The following is a 21124-nucleotide window of genomic DNA, read 5'->3' on the forward strand; positions in this document are numbered from 1 at the left end:
GGCACGCCGCCCGTTTGGATCACTGATGGCGGAGCGATTTGCGCCTACTGTTGAGGGATGCAGCGGCGGATCTTCGGGATTGAGACTGAGTACGGGGTGACCTGCACCTTCCACGGGCAGCGCAGGTTGTCCCCGGATGAGGTCGCGCGGTATCTGTTCCGCCGGGTCGTGTCGTGGGGGCGTTCCTCGAACGTGTTCCTGCGCAACGGCTCCCGGCTGTACCTCGACGTGGGCTCCCACCCGGAGTACGCGACGGCCGAGTGCGACGACCTGGCCCAGCTCGTCACCCACGACAAGGCGGGGGAGCGGATCCTCGAAGACCTGCTCGTCGACGCCGAACGCAGGCTCGCCGACGAGGGCATCGGCGGGGACATCTTCCTGTTCAAGAACAACACGGACTCCGCGGGCAACTCCTACGGCTGCCACGAGAACTACCTGGTCGCCCGCGCGGGGGAGTTCTCCCGCATCGCGGACGTCCTGCTGCCGTTCCTGGTGACCCGCCAGCTGATCTGCGGCGCGGGGAAGGTCCTCCAGACCCCCCGCGGCGCGGTGTTCTGCCTCTCGCAGCGCGCCGAGCACATCTGGGAGGGCGTCTCCAGCGCCACGACCCGGTCCCGCCCCATCATCAACACCCGCGACGAGCCGCACGCCGACGCCGAGCGCTACCGCAGGCTCCACGTCATCGTGGGCGACTCGAACATGTCCGAGGTGACGACGCTGCTCAAGGTGGGCAGCGCGAACCTCGTGCTCGAGATGATCGAGCAGGGGGTGCAGTTCCGGGACTTCTCCCTGGACAACCCGATAAGGGCCATCCGCGAGATCAGCCACGACCTCACCGGTCGGCGCACCGTCCGGCTCGCGGGCGGCAAGGAGGCCTCGGCGCTGGACATCCAGCGCGAGTACTACGAGCGGGCCGTCGAGCACGTCGCCAAGCGCTCCCCGGACCCGATGGCCGAGCGCGTGCTCGAGCTGTGGGGCCGGACGCTGGACGCGATCGAGGCCGAGGACCTGTCCAAGATCGATCGCGAGATCGACTGGGCCATCAAGCACCGCCTGATGCAGCGCTACCAGGTCAAGCACGACATGGACCTGTCCAACCCGCGCATCGCGCAGATCGACCTCGCCTACCACGACATCCGTCGCGGCCGGGGCATCTTCGACCTGCTGCAGCGCAAGGGCCAGGTCGAACGGGTCACCGACGACGGCGAGATCGAGGCCGCCAAGGACACCCCGCCGCAGACCACGCGGGCGAAGCTGCGCGGCGACTTCATCGCCGCCGCCCAGGCCGCCGGTCGCGACTTCACCGTCGACTGGGTGCACCTGAAGCTGAACGACCAGGCGCAGCGCACCGTGCTGTGCAAGGACCCGTTCCGCGCCGTGGACGAACGCGTCGAACGGCTGATCGCCTCGTTGTGAGTTCTTCTCCTGCCGCGAGGGGACCCCTACTTCGGTAGGGGTCCCCTCGCGGCGTGTTGTGCGGCAGCATGACCTTGTCGTCGAGAGGGGCGGACGTGCGGGTCCTGGGCGTTGTGGTCGCGGTGTTGCTGTCGTTGCTGGTCCCGGCGGTGTCGTCGGCCGCGGCGGGACCGACGTGGGTGCTCAAGTCGACCGGGACGACCGCCCAGTTCCGCGGCCTGTCCGCCATCGACGGCCGGGTCGCGTGGGTCAGCGGCAGCAAGGGCACCGTGCTGCGGACCGTCGACGGCGGCACCACGTGGGCCTCGGTCGGGCCGCCCGACGCCGCCGGGCTGGAGTTCCGCGACGTCCAGGCGTTCGACGCCTTCAACGCCGTGGTCCTGTCCATCGGCAACGGCGACGCGTCCCGGATCTACCGCACGTCCGACGGCGGCAAGTCGTGGACGTTGGCCTTCCGCAACACCGAGGAGAAGGCCTTCTACGACTGCGTGGCGTTCTTCGACCGCTCCCGCGGCCTCGCCATGGGCGACCCGGTGGACGGCCAGTTCCGCGTCCTGTCGACCTCCGACGGCGGCCGCTCGTGGAAGCTCGTGCCCCCGTCGAACTTCCCGCCCGCGCTGGAGGGCGAGGCGGGCTTCGCGGCCAGCGGCCAGTGCGTCGCGACCTCCGGACCGTTGGACGCGTGGTTCGCCACCGGCGGCGGCGCGACCGCGCGGGTGCTGCACTCCGGCGACGGCGGACGGCACTGGAAGGCCTCCGACACGCCGCTGCTGAGCCTGCCGTCGGCGGGGGTGTTCGCGGTGGCGTTCCGGACGCCGTGGCAGGGCATCGCCGTGGGCGGCGACTACGCGCGACCGACTGAGCCCGTGGTGGGTATGGCGCTGACGGCGAACCGCGGCACGACGTGGAAGGTGCCCCCGCAAGCCCCGGTCGGGTACCGGTCCGGGGTGGCGTGGCGGGGTGGCTCGGCCATCGCCGTCGGGCCGACCGGCAGCGACGTGAGCGTGGACGGCGGACGGCACTGGCGGTCGTTCGACACGGGGTCGTTCGACACCGTGGACTGCACGTGGATGCGGGTGTGCTGGGCGTCCGGTGCCCAAGGGCGCGTCGCCGTGCTGCGGGGGTAGCGGGTTTGTAGCGTGGGCGCATGGCTGTGAGTTGGAAACTCGTCATCGACACCACGAACGCGCCCGCACTGGCGGACTTCTGGGCCGCCGCCCTGGAGTACGAGGTGGAGGATCCGGGCACGCTGATCGACCAGCTGCTGGCCGCGGGCCACCTCCCGGAGGCCGCGGTCGTGACGCACGGAGGCCGCAAGACGTTCCGCGGCTACGCCGCCATCCGCCACCCCGAAGACCCGTACGACGAGGTCAGCGGGGTGGGAAGGGGACGGCGCCTGCTGTTCCAGGACGTGCCGGAGGCGAAGACGATCAAGAACCGCCTGCACATCGACGTGCACAGCGAACCGGGCGGCTTGGACGCCTTGGTTACGCGCTTGGAGGCCTTGGGCGCGACGCGTGTGCAGGAGGTGGACCAGGGACCGGCGGGCCACTGGTGGGTCATGCGCGACCCGGAGGGCAACGAGTTCTGCGCGTCCTAGGGCTGGCGGCACCGGCGAGTCTGGGGCGGATGAACGGTCCGGTCATGTCCTGGCCGCCGGTGCCGGGGCGAGCTGACTGCCGGTGAACGGTCCGTTGACGTGCGGCTGGCGGCGGACGTGGATGGCGGGCCGGTTGCTGTTTGGTCGACGGTCCAGGCCCGAGCGGGCTGCCGGTGAACGGTCCGTTGATGTGCGGTCGGTGCGGACGTGGATGGCGGATCGGCTGCGGTCTGGTCGACGGCTCAAACCCGAGCTGTCGCGGTGAAGCGCCCGTTGATGTGCAGTCGGTGCGGATGTGGATGGCGGGCTGGCCGCGGTTCTGGTCGGCGGTCCATCCCCGAACCGTCGCCGTGAACGGTCCGTTCATCCGCTCCCGCGCCCCCCGTTCGCCCACCGAAAACCTTCCCACCTCGTGAACGGGCCGTTCATCGGTGCTCGTGGTGGGGAGTGGGGGCGTCGTGTGTGGCTTCGGGGTTAGGGTTGCGGCGTGTCCACCACCCGTGCTGAACGGCTCGTCAACCTGGTGCTGTGCCTGCTGTCCACCCGTCAGTTCCTGAGCGCCGAGCGGATCCGGGGCATCGTGCCCGGTTACGCCGACGCGCTCAGCGACGAGGCGTTCTACCGGATGTTCGAGCGGGACAAGACGGAGCTCCGGGATCTCGGGGTGCCGCTCGAGGTGGGGCGGACGGGGTCGTTCGACACCACGGACGGGTACCGGATCGCGCGGCGGGACTACGAGCTCGGGGACATCGACCTGGAGCCCGACGAGGCCGCCGCCGTGGCGTTGGCCGCGCGGCTGTGGGACTCGCCGCAGTTCACCGGGGCCGCGCACGGGGCGTTGATCAAGCTGCGGGCGGCAGGCGTGGACGTGGACCAGGACGTGCGGGCGGCGGTGGAGCCGAAGGTGCGCACGAGCGAGCCCGCGTTCCCGTCGCTCCTCGCCGCCGTGCAGGCCGGGCAGGTCGTGGAGTTCGACTACCGGCGGCTGCCCGCGACGGACGTGTCGACGCGGACCATCGAGCCCTGGGGTGTCGTGGCGCGGCGGGGCCGCTGGTACCTGGTCGGGCACGACCGGGACCGGGACGCGGCGCGGTGCTTCCGGCTGTCGCGGGTGGTCGGCGAGGTCCGAACGGTCGGCAAGCCCGGTGTGGTCGAGCGGCCGGTGGACGTGGACCTGCTGAGCTTCGTGGCGACCACGCAGAACGACCCGGCGCCCAGCGAGCCGACCCGGATGTGGGTGGCCAAGGGTCGGGCGCAAGGACTCAGACGCCGGGCGAAGGTGGTCGGCGAGCAGGTCGTCGACGGCGAGCCGGGCGACCTGGTGGAGATCGACCTGCGCTTCCCCGACTCGGCCGCGCGGTGGATCGCGGGGTTCGGGCCGGACGTGCTGGTGCTGGAGCCCGAGGTGTTGGCGAAGTCGGTGCGGGAACGGCTGCTGGGCGCGCTGCGCTCGCAGCGGGGCGCGGAGGTGGGGTCGTGAGCGCGTCGTCGGAACGGGTGCCGCGGCTGCTCGCGCTGGTGCCGTACCTGCTGGCCCGGCCGGGGATCCCGCTGCGCGAGGTCGCCGAGGACTTCGAGGTGCCGGAGAAGCAGCTCCGCAAGGACCTCGAACTGCTGTGGATGTGCGGGCTGCCCGGTTACGGGCCGGGCGACCTGATCGACCTGTCGTTCGAGGGCGACACGGTGACGGTCGGCTTCGACGCGGGCATGAGCCGCCCGCTGCGGCTGACCGCGGCGGAGGCGACGTCGCTGCTGGTGGCGCTGCGGGCGTTGAGCGACACGCCGGGGCTGCTGGACGCAGAGGCCGTCCAACGGGCCGTGGCGAAGATCGAGGCCGCCGTCGGGCAGGCCCAGCCCGCGGGCGTCACGGTCGGGCTCGCGATCCGCGAGGCCCCGGAGACCGCGCAGGTCAGGGACTCCCTCCAGGACGCCGTGCGGCAGGAGAGGGCGCTGCGGCTGCGGTACTACACGCCGTCGCGCGACGAGATCACCGACCGGGTCGTCGACCCGCTGCGGATGCTGCTCGTCGAGGGCTACAGCTACCTCGAGGCGTGGTGCCGGGCCGCGGACGGGGTGCGGTTGTTCCGGCTCGACCGGATCGACGAGGTCGAGGTGCTGGACGAGCGCTCGGCCCCGCCGCCGCACGTTCGGCTGACCGACACCTCGGAGGGGTTGTACCAGCCGGACCCGTCGCAGCGGATGGCCGTGCTCGTGCTGGAACCCGACGCGCGGTGGGTCAGCGAGTACTACCCGGTGGACGACGTGATCGAACTCGGCCGGGGTCGGGCGCGGGTGATGATGCGGTACACGGACCTGTCGTGGATGGCCCGGCTGACCCTCGGGCTCGGCGGGGACGTGCACGTGGAACACCCCGCGGAACTCGCGGACGAGGTGATCCGCCAAGCCACCGAGGCGCTTCGCAGGGCAGAGCACCTGCCGGCCACCTGAGACCAGTACGGTAAGGGTGTGCCGTATTTGCCGAGCATCGCGCTCGTGGTCGTAGGAGTGGTCGCGCTGGTCGTGATCGCGATCCGAGTGGTCGGTTCTCTTCGTCACTTCACGAAGGTCAGCTCCCGAGTGGGTGACAATGTGGGCAACGGTGTGGGGTTGCTGAAGGCGCGGTCGGCCGCGCTGGGAGTGGCCTTCGCCGAACGGCGCAAGGAACAGCCCCGCGTACGATCGACGGACCGGGGGAGACAGGAGGACCACCGTGGGTAACCTCGGAGCTACAGAGCTGATCATCATCGCTGTGGTGATCATCCTGCTGTTCGGCGCGAAGAAGCTGCCCGACATGGCGCGCTCGCTCGGCAAGTCGGCGAAGATCCTCAAGGCGGAGACCAAGGGTCTGCGCGAGGACGACGACCAGACGCAGCAGCAGGCGCCCCCGCAGCAGTACGCCCAGCAGCCGCAGCAGTACCCGGTCCAGCAGGCGCCGCAGCAGCTGCCGCCCGCCGCGCCCCAGGTCGCGCCCCAGCCGCAGCCGGTCGTGCAACAGCAGCCCGTTGACCAGAAGAACACCAACAACTGAGCTGAAGGACGGTCCAGACGGTGGGCGCAAGTCCCGTCCGGTGGCTCGCGCAGCTCCGGGACCGCAGGAAGAATTCCGGCCGTCGGGGTAATCCCGACGGCACCATGTCCCTCAAGGACCACCTGTACGACCTGCGCAGCAGATTGGCCTGGGGTCTGCTCTTCATCGCGGTAGGCGCCGTCTTCGGCTACTTCTGGTGGAGCTGGCACCTGTTCAACCTGCCGAGCCTCGGCGACGTCGTCATCGCCCCGTACTGCGGCATCCCGGTCGACTACCGGCTGCACCAGGGCAACGTCGACTGCCAGCTGCTCCAGACCGAGCCGTTCGAGGCCTTCATGATCCGGCTGAAGGTCGGCGCGGCGGCGGGCATGGCCCTGACCGCTCCGCTGTGGCTGAACCAGGTGTGGCGGTTCATCGCTCCCGGCCTGTACTCGAAGGAGCGCAAGTTCGCGCTCGTCTTCGTGTTCGCCGCGTCCGTGCTGTTCGTGTGCGGCGCGGTGCTCGCGTTCTACGTCGTCCCGCAGGGCTTGAACGTCCTGATCGGGTTCGGCGACGAGAAGTTCCTGACCGCGCTGTCCGGTGGCGCGTACATCAACTTCGTGCTGGCCCTGCTGCTCATCTTCGGCGTCAGCTTCGAGCTGCCGCTGATCGTGGTGATGCTCAACCAGGTCGGCATCGTGAGCTACGAGAAGCTGCACAAGTGGCGTCGCGGCATCATCTTCGCCCTGTTCGTGTTCGCGGCGTTCGCGACTCCGGGCACCGACCCGATCTCGATGGTGTTCCTGGCGGTCGCGTTGACGCTGCTGTTCGAGGTGGCGATCCAGATAGCCCGCGTGCACGACCGGCGCAAGGCCAAGAGGCTCGCCGCCGAGGGCCTCGCGGAACTCGACGACAACGAGGCCGCGCCGTTCGACTACACGCCCTCGTCGGTCGAGGACGACCCGGTCCCCCCTCCCAAGGTGGAGGCGAAGCGCGTCGACTACGACGACGCGACCTGAGGACGGGCCCTGCCACCGGTGGCGGGGCCCTCTCCTTTTCCGGGATATACAGCCGAATTCCTTGGTGTGGACGTCCGTGACGGTATGCTCCGTCGATCGTCCCGGCCGACCTGATGGGGATCACGCCACATGACGCACGCGGCCCTCCTGGTGTGCCCGACCTCCGGCAAGGGCAGGGCCGCGCGGATGGCGGGCACGGTGGCCGCGAGCCTGCGCGCCGCCGTCGACCGGCTCGACCTGCACGTCGGCTACAGCGCCGCGGACACCGCCCGGTTGGCCCGCAAGTCCGTGGCGGACGGCGTGGACGTCCTGGTGGTCCTCGGCGGTGACGGTGGCGCCCACCTCGGCGTCCAGGCGTGCGCCGGGAGTTCCACGGCGCTGGCCGTCGTCCCCGCGGGCACCGGCAACGACCTCGCGGCGGTCCTCGGCACGGCCACGGTCGACGACGTGGTGTCGGCGTTGGGGTCCGGCGCGCGCAAGCGGCTCGACCTCGGACGGGTCTCCACCGGCACGTGGTTCGCGACCGTGCTGTGCGCCGGGTTCGACTCCGCCGTCAACGAGCGCGCGAACGCCATGCGCTGGCCCGCCGGTCCCCGCCGCTACGACCTGGCGATCCTGGCCGAACTGGCGGCGCTGCGGGCGTTGCCGCTGGTCGTGGAGACCGAGCACGGCGTGGAGGAACTGGACGCCACGCTCGTCGCGGTCGGCAACACCCGCTGCTACGGCGGCGGCATCCCGATCTGCCCCGACGCCGACCCGGCGGACGGCCTGTTCGACGTCACCGTGGTCACGGCCGTGAGCCGCACGGCGCTCGTGCGGATGCTGCCCACCCTGCGGACCGGTGGTCACGTCGAGCACCTGGCCGTGCGGACGCTGCGCGCCAAGTCCGTGCGCCTCGCGGGCGACAACGGCTGGGTCGGCTACGCCGACGGCGAGCGGATCGAGGAGCTCCCGCTGTCCGTCGAGTGCCACCCCGGCGTCCTGTCGGTCGTCTCCGCCTAGGGCCGCTCGGTCGATTCCCTTCTCGCGCGGACTCCGTTACGGTCTGTGTCTGGGAGCGTTCCCAGAACTCTGAGGAGTCACCGTGCCAAGGTTGTCGCGAGTGCTCGCAGCCCTGCTCGCCGGGGTGTCCGTCGGTGCGCTGGTGCTGGTGGGCGGCCAAGCCGCCTCCGCGGCGCCCGCGTGCGTCGTCACGTACCAGCCGAACCAGTGGTCGGGCGGGTTCACCGCCAACGTCGGCGTCACCAACAACGGCGCGCCGGTCACCGCGTGGACGGTGACCTGGACCTACACCGGCAGCCAGCAGATCACCTCGGGGTGGAACGCGGACGTGCGCCAGTCCGGGAAGCAGGTCACCGCGAAGAACGCCGCCCACAACGGCGCCCTCGCCACGGGCGGCAGCACGCAGTTCGGGTTCCAGGCCACGTTCTCCGGCACCAACGACACCCCGGTCGACTTCGCGCTCAACGGCGTCGCCTGCAACGGCCAGTCGACGACGACCACGACGACCACCACCACGACCACGACAACCACCACCCCGCCCCAGCCCGGCACCTGCCCGTCCGGCGCGGTCTGCGACGACTTCGAGCAGCAGACCGGGTCGACGCCCGGCGGCCGCTGGACCGTGGGCGCGGCCAACTGCACCGGCGCGGGCACGGTCTCGGTGGACACCGCCGTCGCGCACGGCGGCTCGCGCTCGGTCCGCGTGGACGGCAAGGCGGGCTACTGCAACCACGTCTTCTTCGGCACCGCGGTCACGTCGACCGGCGTCCTGCGGGTCCGGTACTACCTGCGGCACACCACGCTCCTCCCCGCGAGCCACGTGACCACGGCCGCGCTGAAGGACTCCGCCGACAACGGCCGCGACCTGCGGTTCGGCGGCCAGAACCAGGCGTTGCAGTGGAACCGCGAGTCCGACGACGCCACGCTGCCCGCGCAGAGCCCGGCTGGCGTGGCGCTGAGCGTGCCGCTGCCGGTCAACCAGTGGAACTGCGTGGAGTTCGAGGTCGACCGCGCGGGAGGGCTGCGGACGTGGCTCGACTCCCGCGAGATCACCGGCCTGAAGGTGGACGGTGTGGCGACGCCCGACGTCGACCAGCAGTGGCTCGCCCGGTCCGGGTGGCGGCCCGCACCGGTCGACCTGCGCCTGGGCTGGGAGAGCTACGGCGAGGGTTCCGACACGCTCTGGTACGACGACGTGGTGATCAGCGGCTCCGCGATCGGGTGCTGATGGCGACAACGCGCCACCCCACCGTCACTCGAACGGCCTAGTATCGGTGGGGTGTCGATCTCCGTGGGTGCCGCTGTCGAACGTGTCGAGGCCGAGTCGAACTTCGCGCTGGAGTCGGGTGCGCCCGCCGAAGTCGTGGAGTCGCTCGGCATCGCCACCCTGCGGATCGGCGGCGGCGTGGCCCTGTCGATGCGCAACGACCCGACCCGGTACTGGAGCAAGGCGCTCGGGTTCACCGAGCCGCTGACCGCCGACGTGGTCGCCGAGGTCTGCGACTTCTACCGCGAGCAGGGCAACCAGCGCGCGGTGCTCCAGCTCGCCCCGTCCGTGCTGCCCGCCGACTGGGACGAGATCCGCGCGAAGCAGGGCATCACCGCTGGGTCGACGTGGGTCAAGCTCGCGCACAACGGCTCCGCGGTGCCCCCGGTGGAGACCTCGCTGCGGATCGACGTCGTCGGCCCCGAGCACGCCGACGAGTGGGCCGCGGTGCTGCTCGCCGGGTTCGGGATGCCCCTGGACGGCTACCAGGCGATGTTCGCCGCGTCCCTCGGCCACCCCGGCATCACCGCCTACGGCGCGTGGGACGGCGACCGGCTGGTGGCGGGCGCGACGCTGTTCGTCGACGGCGACGCCGCCGAGTTCGCCGGCGCGGCGACCCTGCCCAGCCACCGAGGCCGGGGCGCGCAGTCGGCGTTCCTGGCCCGGCGGATCGCCGACGCCACCGCCGCGGGCCGCACCGCGCTCAGCGCGGAGACCGGCAAGCCCGCCGAGGGCACGCGCAACCCGTCACTGGAGAACATGACCAGGGTCGGTTTCGAGGTCCTGTACGAGCGGGTCAACTGGGTCTGGACGGCCTGAGCCCCGCCACGAGGGTCGCGACCATCCGCCGGGCGTCGTAGCGGGAGCTCTTGCCCGACCCCGCGCACAGCCCGCCGATCCCGAGCATCAGCTCGTGAGCGTCCTGCCCGGCCCGGATCTCGCCCGACCCGGCCGCCGCCTCCAGCAGCCGACCGCACACCGGCACGAGCCGGTCCAGGAAGTACGAGTGGAGCGGGTCGAAGCAGGGGTCGTCGGACTGGAGCACGACGGCGAGCCCCTGCTTGGTCACCACGAAGTCGACGAACAGGTCCACCCACCGCTCCAGCGCGGCGTACGGGCTCGGACCGGCGGCCAGCAGCGCGGACTCCGCGTCGGCCAGTGACTCCACCTGGTGCCGGTAGACCGCCACGATCAGGTCCGCCCGCGTGGGGAAGTGGCGGTAGATCGTCGCCGTGCCCACGCCCGCCTCCGCCGCGATGGCCCGGATCGGCGCCTCCACGCCCGCCTGCACGAAGACCGCCGCGGCCGCCGCGAGCAGGGTCTCCTCGTTGCGCCGCGCGTCCGCCCGCTTGCTCGTCACACCGTCCTCCTTGCCAACCGGGACAGTGTCCCATATCGTCAAACGGGACAGTGTCCCGTTTATGGGGAGTGAGCACCTTGACGACATTCGTGCTGGTACACGGCGCTTGGCACAGCGGACGGGCGTGGGACCGGGTGGTTCCGCTGCTGGAATCGGCGGGCCACAGCGTGCACGCGCCCACGTTGACCGGCTACGGCGACCAAGCGCACCTGCTCGGCCCGGACGTGGGCCTGGACACCCACGTCGACGACGTCGTGCGGCTGGTCGAGGACGAGGACCTGACCGACGTGGTGCTCGTGGGCCACAGCTACGCCGGGCTGGTGATCTCGTCGGTCGCCAACCGGGTGCCGGAGCGGATCGGGCGGCTGGTCTTCCTCGACGCGATGGTCCCGGAGGACGGCGAGACCGCGGCCGACGTGATCCCGTTCAGCCAGGCGCTGATCGACCAGGCCTTGGCGTCGGAGAGCGGGTGGCGGGTCCCGCCGCTGCCCGAGACGCCCGCGGGCCTGTTCGGGGTGACCGACCCGGACGACGTGGCCTGGTTGCGCGGGATGCTGTCGGACCAGCCGGTCCTCTGCCTCCAGCAGCCCGCCCACCTGGACAACCCGGCCGTGAGGACGATCCCGCGGACGCACGTCCACTGCACCGTCGGCAAACCCGAGGGGATCGAGCGCCGCGCCGTGCCCGCGTCGGACGAGGTGTTCGAGCTGGCCACCGGCCACGACTGCATGATCACCATGCCGCGTGAGCTGACCGACCTGCTGCTGAAGCTGGCATAGGAAAACCCTCGGAGACGACGTTGGCTCCCGAAGGCGAAGCCTTCGGAAAGCCGCCGAAGGCGACTGGTCCTTCCCGAAAACCGAAGAGCCCCCGAAGACGACATTGGCTTCGAGGGCTCTTCGCCTGATCAGGCGATCGGGCGGTCGGTCGGCTCGATGGGGCGGGGGAGCAGGTCGCGGCCGGTGAGGTACGCGTCGACGCCCGCGGCGGCCGAGCGGCCCTCCGCGATGGCCCACACGATCAGCGACTGGCCGCGGCCCATGTCGCCCGCGACGAACACGCCGTCGACGGTCGTGGCGAACGAGCGGTCGCGCACGACGTTGCCGCGCGCGTCCAGCTCGACGCCCAGCTCCTCGACCAGCCCGGACTTCTCCGGTCCGAGGAAGCCCATGGCCAGGGTCACCAGCTGGGCCGGGATGACCCGTTCGGTGCCCTCGACGGGCGCGAACCTCCCGGCCTCGAAGGCGACCTCGACGAGCTTGAGCGACTGGACGGCCCCGTCCTCGTCGCCCTGGAACTCCACCGTGGACACGGCGTAGACGCGCTCGCCGCCCTCCTGGTGCGCGGAGGAGACCCGGTAGATCATCGAGTACGTCGGCCACGGGTTGGTCGCGGCCCGCGTCTCCGGCGGCTTCGGCATGATCTCCAGCTGGGTCACGGACGCCGCGCCCTGCCGGTGGGCCGTGCCGACGCAGTCCGCGCCGGTGTCGCCGCCGCCGATGACGACGACGTGCTTGCCCTCCGCGTGGATCGGCGACCGCTCCAGGTCGCCGCGCGCCACCTTGTTCGCGGGCGGCAGGTACTCCATCGCCTGGTGCACGCCGGACAGCTCGCGGCCGGGGATCGGCAGGTCGCGCCACGCCGTGGCCCCGCCCGCCAGCACGACGGCGTCGTACTCGGAGCGCAGCTCCTCGACGGTGACGTCCACCCCGACGTTGACCGACACTCGGAACTCGGTGCCCTCGGCCCGCATCTGGTCGAGCCGCCGGTCCAGCCGCCACTTCTCCATCTTGAACTCGGGGATGCCGTACCGCAGCAGCCCGCCGATGGCGTCGGCCCGCTCCAGCACCACGACGTCGTGGCCCGCGCGGGTCAGCTGCTGCGCCGCGGCCAGCCCAGCCGGTCCGGAGCCCACGACGGCGACCTTCTTGCCGGTGCGGACCTCCGGCACCTGCGGGGTCACCCAGCCCTCGTCCCACGCCCGGTCGACGATCGAGATCTCGACGCGCTTGATGGTCACCGGGTCGTCGTTGATGCCGAGGACGCACGCGGTCTCGCAGGGAGCGGGGCAGAGCGTCCCGGTGAACTCCGGGAAGTTGTTCGTGGCGTGCAGGCGCTCGCTGGCGTTCTGCCAGTCCTGCCGCCACACCAGCGTGTTCCACTCCGGGATGAGGTTGCCCAGCGGGCAACCCTGGTGGCAGAACGGGATGCCGCAGTCCATGCAGCGCCCGGCCTGCTTCTCCAGCCGACCGCCCTCGAACTCGTCGTAGACCTCGCGCCAGTCCTTGAGGCGCAGGAACACCGGCCGGGTGGTCGGCACCTCGCGCTCGGTGGTGAGAAAACCCCTCGGGTCAGCCATGAGCGGCCTCCATGATCGCCTCGTTGACGTCGCGGCCCTCGCGCTCGGCCTGCTCCCGCGCCGCCAGCACCCGCTTGAAGTCCTTCGGCATGACCTTCGTGAACCGCGCCGCGGCCACGTCCCAGTCCGCCAGCAATCCCCGCGCCACGGCGGAATCCGTCTCCGCGTGGTGGCGCGCCACGACCTCGCGCAGGAACTCGCGCTCGTCGTCGGTGAGCCGGTCGAGGTCGACCATCTCACGATTGACCCGCTGCGGCAGCAGGTCCAGCACGTAGGCGATGCCGCCGGACATGCCCGCCGCGAAGTTGCGGCCGGTCTGCCCGAGCACCACGACCCGGCCGCCGGTCATGTACTCGCAGCCGTGGTCGCCGACGCCCTCGACGACGGCCAGCGCGCCGGAGTTGCGGACGCAGAAGCGCTCGCCGACCCGGCCGCGGAGGAATACCTCGCCGCTGGTCGCGCCGTAGCCGATCACGTTGCCCGCGATGATGTTCTGCTCCGCCGCGAACTGCGCGTCGGCCACCGGCCGGACCACGACCCGCCCGCCGGACAGGCCCTTGGCGACGTAGTCGTTGGCGTCGCCGACCAGCCGGAGCGTGATGCCCTTGGGCAGGAACGCGCCGAACGACTGGCCCGCCGTGCCGGTGAAGGTGATGTCGATCGTGTCGTCCGGCAGCCCCTCACCGCCCCAGCGCTTGGTCAGCTCCGAGCCCAGCATGGTGCCGACCGTGCGGTTCACGTTGCGCACGGGCAGTTCCAGCCGGACGCGGTCGCCGGAGGACAGCGCGCCCTCGGCGAGCTGGATCAGCGTGTTGTCCAACGCCTTCTCCAGGCCGTGCTCCTGCTTGGTGGTGTGGCTGCGCGACGCGCGCGGCGGCAGCTCCGGCACGTGGAAGATCGGCGACAGGTCGAGCCCGGCGGCCTTCCAGTGGTCGATCGCCTTGCGCTTGTCCAGCACCTCGGCGTGCCCGACGGCCTCCACGAGCGAGCGGAAACCGAGCTGCGCCAGCAGTTCCCGGACCTCCTGCGCGATGAACTCGAAGAAGTTCACCACGTGCTCGGCCTGGCCGGTGAACTTGGCGCGCAGCACCGGGTTCTGCGTCGCGACGCCGACCGGGCAGGTGTCCAGGTGGCACACGCGCATCATGACGCAGCCCGACACCACGAGCGGCGCGGTCGCGAAGCCGAACTCCTCCGCGCCGAGCAGCGCGGCGATGACGACGTCGCGGCCGGTCTTGAGCTGGCCGTCGGTCTGCACCACGATCCGGTCGCGCAACCTGTTGGCCAGCAACGTCTGCTGCGTCTCGGCCAGCCCCAGCTCCCACGGTCCGCCCGCGTGCTTGAGGGAGGACAGGGGAGAGGCGCCGGTGCCGCCGTCGTGCCCGGAGATGAGCACCACGTCGGCGTGCGCCTTGGACACGCCCGCCGCGACCGTGCCGACGCCGACCTCGGACACCAGCTTCACGTGGATCCGCGCGGCCGGGTTGGCGTTCTTCAGGTCGTGGATGAGCTGGGCGAGGTCCTCGATGGAGTAGATGTCGTGGTGCGGCGGCGGGGAGATGAGCCCGACGCCCGGCGTGGAGTGCCGGGTCTTCGCGATCCACGGGTACACCTTGGTGCCGGGCAGCTGCCCGCCCTCGCCGGGCTTCGCGCCCTGCGCCATCTTGATCTGGATGTCGTCCGCGTTCACCAGGTACTCGCTGGTGACGCCGAACCTGCCCGACGCGACCTGCTTGATGGCCGACCGGCGCAGGTCGCCGTTGGCGTCACGGGTGTAGCGGTCGTTGTCCTCGCCGCCCTCGCCGGTGTTGGACTTCGCGCCCAGCCGGTTCATCGCGATCGCGAGGACCTCGTGCATCTCCTTGGAGATCGAGCCGTAGGAGATGGCGCCGGTGGCGAACCGCTTGACGATCTCGGAGACCGGTTCGACCTCCTCGATCGGCACGGCGGGCCGCAGGCCCTCCTTGAACGCGAACAGCCCGCGCAGGGTCAGCAGCCGCTCGGACTGCTCGTCGACCGCCCGCGTGTACTCCTTGAAGACGTCGTAGCGCCCGGAGCGGGTGGAGTGCTGGAGCTTGAAGATGGTGGTGGGGTTGAACAGGTGCGCCTCGCCCTCGCGCCGCCACTGGTACTCCCCGCCGACCTCCAGCTCGCGGTGGCTCGCGTGCATCCCGTCGGCCGGGAACGCCTTGCGGTGCCGCTTCGCCACCTCCTCGGCGAGCACGTCGAAGTCGACGCCGCCGAGCCGGGACGTGGTGCCGGTGAAGCAGTCGTCGACGACCGCCGAGCCGATGCCGATCGCCTCGAAGATCTGCGCGCCGGTGTAGGACGCGACCGTCGAGACGCCCATCTTGGACATGGTCTTGCGGACGCCCTTGCCGAGCGCCTTGATCAGGTTGCGGGCGGCGTGGTGCGGGTCGGTGTCGCCGAGCAGGCCGCGCCGGGCCAGGTCCTCCACGGTGCTCATCGCCAGGTACGGGTTCACGGCCTTCGCGCCGTACCCGACCAGCAGGGCCACGTGGTGCACCTCGCGGGCGTCGCCGGACTCGACGATCAGCCCCACCTGCGTCCGGGTCTTCTCGCGCACCAGGTGGTGGTGCACCGCGCCGGTCAGCAGCAGCGACGGGATCGGGGCCTTCGTCGCGGTCACGCCGCGGTCGGACAGCACGATCACGCGCGCGCCGTCCTCGATGGCCTCGGACACCTCGGAGCGGATCTGGTCCAGCCGGGCCACCAGCGCCGCGCCGCCGCCGCGCACGTCGTACGTGCCGCGGACCGTGACGGCCTGGAACTCCGGGAACTCGCCGTCGTCGTTGACGTGCGTGATCTTCGCCAGCTCGTCGTTGTCCAGCACCGGGAACGGCAGCGTGATGCGCCTGCACGAGTCCGCGTCGGAGTGCAGCAGGTTCGGCTCGGAGCCAACCGTGGTCTGCAACGACGTGATCAGCTCTTCGCGGATCGAGTCCAGGGGCGGGTTCGTCACCTGGGCGAACAGCTGGGTGAAGTAGTCGAACAGCTGCCGCGGCTTGTTCGACAGCGGCGCGAACGGGGCGTCGTTGCCCATCGAGCCGATCGGCTCCGCGCCGGAGGCCGCCATCGGCCGCAGCAGGACGTTCAGCTCCTCCTCGGTGTACCCGAAGGCCTGCTGCCGCACCACGAGCGACGCGTGCGACGGCACCTCGCGCTCCCGCACCGGCAGGTCGTCGAGCGCCACGAGGCCCTCGGCGATCCAGTCGGCGTACGGGTGCGCGGCGGCCAGCTCGCCCTTGATCTCGTCGTCGTCGATGATCCGACCGGCCGCGGTGTCCACGAGGAACATGCGGCCCGGTTCCAACCGTCCCTTGCGGACGATGGTCGCCGGGTCGAACTCCAGCACACCGGCCTCGCTGCCGAGCACCACGAGCCCGTCCTCGGTGACCCAGTAGCGGGCCGGGCGCAGGCCGTTGCGGTCCAGCACCGCGCCGATGACCGTGCCGTCGGTGAACGACACCAGCGCGGGCCCGTCCCACGGCTCCATGAGGGTCGCGTGGAACTCGTAGAACGCGCGCCGCGCGGCGTCCATCTCGGTGTGGTTCTCCCACGCCTCCGGGATCATCATCAGCACGGCGTGCGGCAGCGACCGGCCGCCGAGGTGCAGCATCTCCAGCACCTCGTCGAACGAGGCGGAGTCGCTGGCGCCGCGGGTGATCACCGGGAAGATCCGGGACAGGTCGCCGTCGATGACGTCCGAGGCGAGCGTCGACTCGCGGGCGTCCATCCAGTTCCGGTTGCCGCGCAGGGTGTTGATCTCGCCGTTGTGCGCCACGTACCGGTACGGGTGCGCGAGCGGCCACGACGGGAACGTGTTGGTGGAGAACCGGGAGTGCACCAGGCCGATGGAGCTGGTGACCCTCTCGTCGACGAGGTCCGGGAAGAACCTCTCGACCTGCGGCTCGGTCAACATGCCCTTGTAGACGATCGTCCGCGAGGACAGGGAAGGGAAGTACACGTCCGCCGCGTGCTCGGCGCGCTTGCGCACGACGAACGCCAACCGCTCCAACGCCAGCCCCTCGACGGCCGGGTTGCGCGGTGCGACGAACACCTGGGAGAAGTGCGGCATCGTCGTGGCCGCGGTGGGCCCGACGTGCTCGGTGTCGACCGGGAGGTCGCGCCACCCGAGGACGTCCGCGTCCTCCTCGGCGGCGATCCGGCCGATCGCGGCGACGACCTCGGCGCGCTCACCGGGGTCCACGGGCAGGAACGCCGTCCCCACGGCGTATCCACCCGCCTCCGGCAGCGCGAAGTCGACGACCTCGCGGTAGAAGTCGTGCGGGACCTGGATCAGGATCCCCGCGCCGTCACCGGTCTCCGGCTCCGCGCCCCGAGCACCCCGGTGCTCGAGGTTCCGCAGCGCGACGAGCGCCTTGGACACGATGTCGTGGTTGCGGCGTCCGGCCAGATCGGCGACGAACGCGACACCGCACGCGTCGTGCTCGAACTGCGGGTCGTACAGACCGGGTGTCGAGCTCGGTTGCTGCTTGTGGTGGGTCACAGCCTGCGGCCCTCCCATGGCTAGTCGCTGATAGGGGCACACGTCGTTCGGGCACACTGAGGTGGCCGGAGCCCAGCACGACGAGGTGTCGTGGGCACGGCCTGTGCGGGTACAGCGAAACGTCGGCTAACTACAGGTGGTGACCGCACGCCGTTGTGCGGGAGGCACTGCGTGGTGCTTGCGCACGCGGCCGGATGGCGGATCGTGGTGCGCCCTGGTGCTGCGCCGGGGGTGACCCGGTCTTGTGACGATAGTGTGAATTCGTCGTTATGGCTCTAGTCCGTCCAGGGCTCGTGGGAAATCCCACCCCCTGTTGACATTCTCCCGGTGTATGGAACGACGCCCACGGTACGCCGAACGGCTCACGTCGGCGGGTTCGAGCAGGTGAACCGCCGAAAACAGGGGTCAGGTCCGGCGGCGCAGCAGGTAGGTGTCCATGATCCAGCCCTTGCGCTCGCGCGCCTCGGCGCGGGTCGCGACGATCCGCTCGCCCACCTCGTGGACCGGGCCCGAGACGAGCAGCTCGTCCGGGGTCCCGACGTACGCGCCCCAGTAGATGTCCACGTCGTCCTCGACACCGGTGAAGGAGTTGTGCGCGTCCAGCATCACCACGACGTCGTCCACGTCGTCCGGGAAGCCCTCGGCGAGCCGTCGACCGGTGGTGATCTGCACGGGCCGCCCGACCCGGTTCAGGCTGGTGCGGTGCTTGGCGACCAGGGCTTGGACACTGGTGATGCCGGGGACGACCTCGTAGTCGAACTCCACGTCGCCGCGCGCGAGGATGTCCTCGACGATGGCGAGCGTGCTGTCGTAGAGGGACGGGTCGCCCCACACCAGGAACGCGCCGGTCTCGCCGTCGGCCAGCTCGGTGCGGATCAGCTCCTCGCACACGTCCGCGCGGCGGCGGCGCCAGTCGTGCACGGCCTCGGCGTACGCGGGCGTGCTCCGGTCGCGCTCCGGGTCGCGCGCCTCGACGACCCGGTAGGACCTCTCGACGTGCCGGTCCAGGATCTCCTGTCGCACGTCCACCAGGTCCTGCTTGACCTCGCCCTTGTCGAGGACGAAGAACACGTCGACCCGGTTGAGCGCCTTGACCGCCTGGATCGTGACGTAGTCCGGGTCGCCCGCGCCGATGCCGATGAGGAGGATCTGCTTCACGGCCCGGAGTCTGCCGGCTCCGGACCCCTCGGCTACCCCTGGTCGCCGATGGCGCCGCGCACACACCCGGCGGCGGCGATCAGCAGCGTGGCGGCGAGCACGGCGGGCCACACGGTCGCCGACGCGATCGCGATGCCGATGTTCGTCACGCCCGTCAGGGCGAACAGCACAGCGGGCACCAACCACGCGCGGTGGTAACCCTGGGTAACCTGGTATCTCGCGGAATGGTCGATCACGGTGCACCTCCAAGCCCTTGTGACGCCCATATCGGCGGCACGCCGAGGCGGGTTACCCACTTCCGCGCCGATTCACTCCTCCGTCCGACGAACGGTTGGTTTGGTGAGACGGGCGGTCATGCGCGGTCCAATCTGGGGAACAAAACCTCTCTGAGTAGCAGCAGCACGGCCGCTGCCAGGGGAATCGCAACAATGGCTCCAATTACCCCGAGGAGCGTTCCTCCAATGAGGACGGCCGCGACGGTGACGACGTCGGGAACCTGGACCACCCGTCCCATGACCTTCGGTGCGAGGAGGTAGTTCTCGAACGCCTGGTAAACGATGAAGAACACGGCGGTCGCGATGCCTACGGGGAGTGACACCGTGAGTGCGATCAGGCTGACGACGACCGCCGCGATCGTCGCCCCGACGGCCGGGATGAGGTCCAGGATCATCACCGCGAGGGCGAGCAGCAGGGCGTAGGGGACGCCGAACACGAGCAGCCAGACGAACGTGACCGCGCCCGCGACGAGCGAGATCAGCACGTTGCCGAGGACGTAGCCGCCGATCCGGGCGAACATCTGGTCGCCGATCAGGATCGCGCGCGGGCGGCGCGAACTCGGGACGAACCGGTACATCGTGCGGCGGATCGCGGGCAGGTAGCCCAGGAAGTACGCGGTCAGGATCAGCACGATGATCGTGTTGGTCAGCACCCCGAACACCATCTTGCCCGCGCCCAGCACCCCGTTGACCAGCGTCTCCTGGTTGGTGCTGAGCAGCTTCTGCACCCGGTCCTGGATGCCGAAGCGGGTGTTCAGCTCGGCGGTCCACGAGCCCTTGGACGTGAGGTCGCGCAGGTAGTCCGGCGCGCGGTCGGCGAACTGCGTGGCCTGGTCGACCAGCGGGGTGATCGCCATGACCAGGAAGCCGACGAACACCGCGACCAGCGTGAGCAGCACCGTCGACACGGCGGCGGCACGGGGGAAGCGGCGCTGCGCCAGCCACGACACCGCCGGCTCGAGTCCGACCGCGAGGAAGAACGCCAACCCGATCAGCACCAGCACGTCCCGCGTGCCGAGGACGAGCTGGGTGAGCGCGTAGGTGACCGCCACCCCCGCCGCGCCGACCATGCCGACGAAGAAGGGGGAACGGAGGTTGAGGGGGCGGCCGGGACGGCCCAGCGGGCGCTCCTCGCTGCGCATCGCCTCGGCCTTCGCCTCCGCGTCGGCGATGGGCCCCTCGTCCTCTTGATCGTGGGGCTGCGCCACCAGGTCGTGGTGGGCTTTCGCCGCGTCGGCGGCAGAATCGGGCATGTCGCCCGGATGCCCCGGCGACGTGCACAGAAAACCTACAGCGACCTCACAGGAACGAGCGGGTTTCGTCGGCGAGGCTGAGTGCCATGAGCGGACACACACCGGACCACGACCGAGGCCTCGCGTTCGACCTGGCGACCCTGAACCGCCGCCGCGTCCTGGCGCTGTTCGGCGGCGCGGGCCTCGCCACCCTCGTCGGCTGCGCGGCCCCCTCGACTTCTTCCCCTTCCTCTGCTTCCGCCACGGCTGCCGCTGGCGCTGTCGCCGAGATCCCGGACGAGACCGCGGGGCCGTTCCCCGGCGACGGCTCGAACGGGCCGAACATCCTGACCGAGAGCGGCATCGTGCGGAGCGACATCCGCTCCAGCTTCGGCAGCGCCTCCGGCACCGCCCAGGGCGTGCCGCTGACCGTAAGCCTGTCCGTCCAGGACGGCGGGAAGGCGTTGGCGGGCGCGGCGGTCTACCTGTGGCACTGCGACCGCGACGGCAACTACTCGATGTACTCCAGGGGCGTCACCGACCAGAACTACCTGCGCGGCGTCCAGGAGACCGACTCGGCGGGCAAGGTCACCTTCACCAGCGTCTTCCCGGCCGCCTACGACGGCAGGTGGCCCCACATCCACTTCGAGGTCTACCCGGACGTCGCCGAGGCGACCAAGGCGGGCGACCCGGTGAAGACCACCCAGCTCGCGTTCCCGAAGGACGTGTGCGAGGAGGTCTACGCCACCGACGGCTACAGCGCGAGCGTCGGCAACCTCGCCAAGACCTCCCTCGACACGGACATGGTCTTCCGCGACGGCCACGACACCCAGCTCGCCACCGTGACCGGCGACGTCTCCGGCTACACCGCGTCGCTCGTGGTGGGGCTGTAGCTCGG

19 protein-coding genes are annotated in these 21124 nt (G+C 70.8%); 13 read left to right on the forward strand and 6 right to left on the reverse strand.

Annotation, left to right across the window (positions count from 1 at the left end; genetic code table 11):
- Positions 1-57: 57 nt before the first annotated feature.
- The 11 genes from pafA to ACFWW9_RS11140 all read left to right on the forward strand — a co-directional run bounded on the left by pafA (position 58) and on the right by ACFWW9_RS11140 (position 10130).
- Positions 58-1416 carry a Pup--protein ligase gene (gene pafA, locus ACFWW9_RS11090; RefSeq protein WP_390374548.1) on the forward strand — a complete coding sequence of 453 codons (1359 nt, stop codon included), beginning with the start codon at positions 58-60 and terminating at the stop codon, positions 1414-1416.
- Between the two features lie 68 nt (positions 1417-1484).
- The gene (locus ACFWW9_RS11095; protein ID WP_390374550.1) at positions 1485-2543 is read left to right on the forward strand and encodes a WD40/YVTN/BNR-like repeat-containing protein; all 1059 of its coding nucleotides are present in this window, start codon (positions 1485-1487) and stop codon (positions 2541-2543) included.
- A gap of 20 nt (positions 2544-2563) precedes the next feature.
- Positions 2564-3016: a VOC family protein gene (locus ACFWW9_RS11100; protein WP_390374552.1), complete on the forward strand. Its 453-nt coding sequence runs from the start codon at positions 2564-2566 to the stop codon at positions 3014-3016.
- 487 nt (positions 3017-3503) lie between these two features.
- Entirely contained in the window at positions 3504-4496 is a 993-nt protein-coding gene (locus tag ACFWW9_RS11105; RefSeq protein WP_390374554.1) for a helix-turn-helix transcriptional regulator, read from the forward strand.
- A complete protein-coding gene (locus tag ACFWW9_RS11110) occupies positions 4493-5464 on the forward strand; it encodes a helix-turn-helix transcriptional regulator (protein WP_390374556.1) in 972 nt (323 codons plus the stop codon). The genes ACFWW9_RS11105 and ACFWW9_RS11110 overlap by 4 nt, the downstream gene beginning before the upstream one ends.
- 18 nt (positions 5465-5482) lie before the next feature.
- A complete protein-coding gene (locus tag ACFWW9_RS11115; protein ID WP_390374558.1) occupies positions 5483-5734 on the forward strand; it encodes a bacteriophage holin in 252 nt (83 codons plus the stop codon).
- Positions 5727-6044, forward strand: coding sequence for a Sec-independent protein translocase subunit TatA (gene tatA, locus ACFWW9_RS11120; protein ID WP_390374560.1), 318 nt, complete (start codon positions 5727-5729; stop codon positions 6042-6044). The genes ACFWW9_RS11115 and tatA overlap by 8 nt, the downstream gene beginning before the upstream one ends.
- A 104-nt stretch (positions 6045-6148) precedes the next feature.
- Entirely contained in the window at positions 6149-7042 is an 894-nt protein-coding gene (gene tatC / locus ACFWW9_RS11125) for a twin-arginine translocase subunit TatC (protein ID WP_390374562.1), read from the forward strand.
- A gap of 129 nt (positions 7043-7171) precedes the next feature.
- Positions 7172-8044: a diacylglycerol/lipid kinase family protein gene (locus ACFWW9_RS11130; protein WP_390374564.1), complete on the forward strand. Its 873-nt coding sequence runs from the start codon at positions 7172-7174 to the stop codon at positions 8042-8044.
- 82 nt (positions 8045-8126) lie between these two features.
- Positions 8127-9272 (forward strand): cellulose-binding domain-containing protein, encoded by a 1146-nt coding sequence (locus ACFWW9_RS11135; protein ID WP_390374566.1) that lies wholly within the window; start codon positions 8127-8129, stop codon positions 9270-9272.
- A 51-nt stretch (positions 9273-9323) separates the two neighbouring features.
- Positions 9324-10130, forward strand: coding sequence for a hypothetical protein (locus ACFWW9_RS11140; protein WP_390374568.1), 807 nt, complete (start codon positions 9324-9326; stop codon positions 10128-10130).
- Here ACFWW9_RS11140 and ACFWW9_RS11145 read toward each other — a convergent pair.
- Positions 10108-10671, reverse strand: a complete 564-nt coding sequence (locus ACFWW9_RS11145; RefSeq protein ID WP_390374570.1) for a TetR/AcrR family transcriptional regulator — start codon at positions 10669-10671, stop codon at positions 10108-10110. The genes ACFWW9_RS11140 and ACFWW9_RS11145 overlap by 23 nt on opposite strands.
- 77 nt (positions 10672-10748) lie before the next feature.
- Between ACFWW9_RS11145 and ACFWW9_RS11150 the strand changes: the two genes are divergently transcribed.
- The gene (locus tag ACFWW9_RS11150; protein ID WP_390374572.1) at positions 10749-11450 is read left to right on the forward strand and encodes an alpha/beta fold hydrolase; all 702 of its coding nucleotides are present in this window, start codon (positions 10749-10751) and stop codon (positions 11448-11450) included.
- A gap of 128 nt (positions 11451-11578) precedes the next feature.
- On the opposite strand, the gene ACFWW9_RS11155 is transcribed toward ACFWW9_RS11150, so the two are convergent.
- The 5 genes from ACFWW9_RS11155 to ACFWW9_RS11175 form a co-directional block, all read right to left on the reverse strand.
- Positions 11579-13030 carry a glutamate synthase subunit beta gene (locus tag ACFWW9_RS11155; protein WP_390374574.1) on the reverse strand — a complete coding sequence of 484 codons (1452 nt, stop codon included), beginning with the start codon at positions 13028-13030 and terminating at the stop codon, positions 11579-11581.
- Entirely contained in the window at positions 13023-17561 is a 4539-nt protein-coding gene (gene gltB, locus ACFWW9_RS11160; protein ID WP_390374576.1) for a glutamate synthase large subunit, read from the reverse strand. Before gltB ends, ACFWW9_RS11155 begins: the two co-directional genes overlap by 8 nt.
- A 405-nt stretch (positions 17562-17966) precedes the next feature.
- Positions 17967-18719 (reverse strand): precorrin-6A synthase (deacetylating), encoded by a 753-nt coding sequence (cobF, locus tag ACFWW9_RS11165; RefSeq protein WP_390374578.1) that lies wholly within the window; start codon positions 18717-18719, stop codon positions 17967-17969.
- 32 nt (positions 18720-18751) lie between these two features.
- Positions 18752-18889 (reverse strand): hypothetical protein, encoded by a 138-nt coding sequence (locus ACFWW9_RS11170; protein ID WP_390374580.1) that lies wholly within the window; start codon positions 18887-18889, stop codon positions 18752-18754.
- Between the two features lie 182 nt (positions 18890-19071).
- Positions 19072-20247, reverse strand: a complete 1176-nt coding sequence (locus ACFWW9_RS11175; protein ID WP_390374582.1) for an AI-2E family transporter — start codon at positions 20245-20247, stop codon at positions 19072-19074.
- An 86-nt stretch (positions 20248-20333) separates the two neighbouring features.
- Here ACFWW9_RS11175 and ACFWW9_RS11180 point away from each other — a divergent pair, with 86 nt between their 5' ends.
- The gene (locus ACFWW9_RS11180) at positions 20334-21119 is read left to right on the forward strand and encodes an intradiol ring-cleavage dioxygenase (protein ID WP_390374584.1); all 786 of its coding nucleotides are present in this window, start codon (positions 20334-20336) and stop codon (positions 21117-21119) included.
- Positions 21120-21124: the final 5 nt, after the last annotated feature.

Origin of the sequence: Umezawaea sp. NPDC059074 (assembly GCF_042738955.1) — a bacterium.
Lineage (GTDB): Bacteria > Actinomycetota > Actinomycetes > Mycobacteriales > Pseudonocardiaceae > Umezawaea.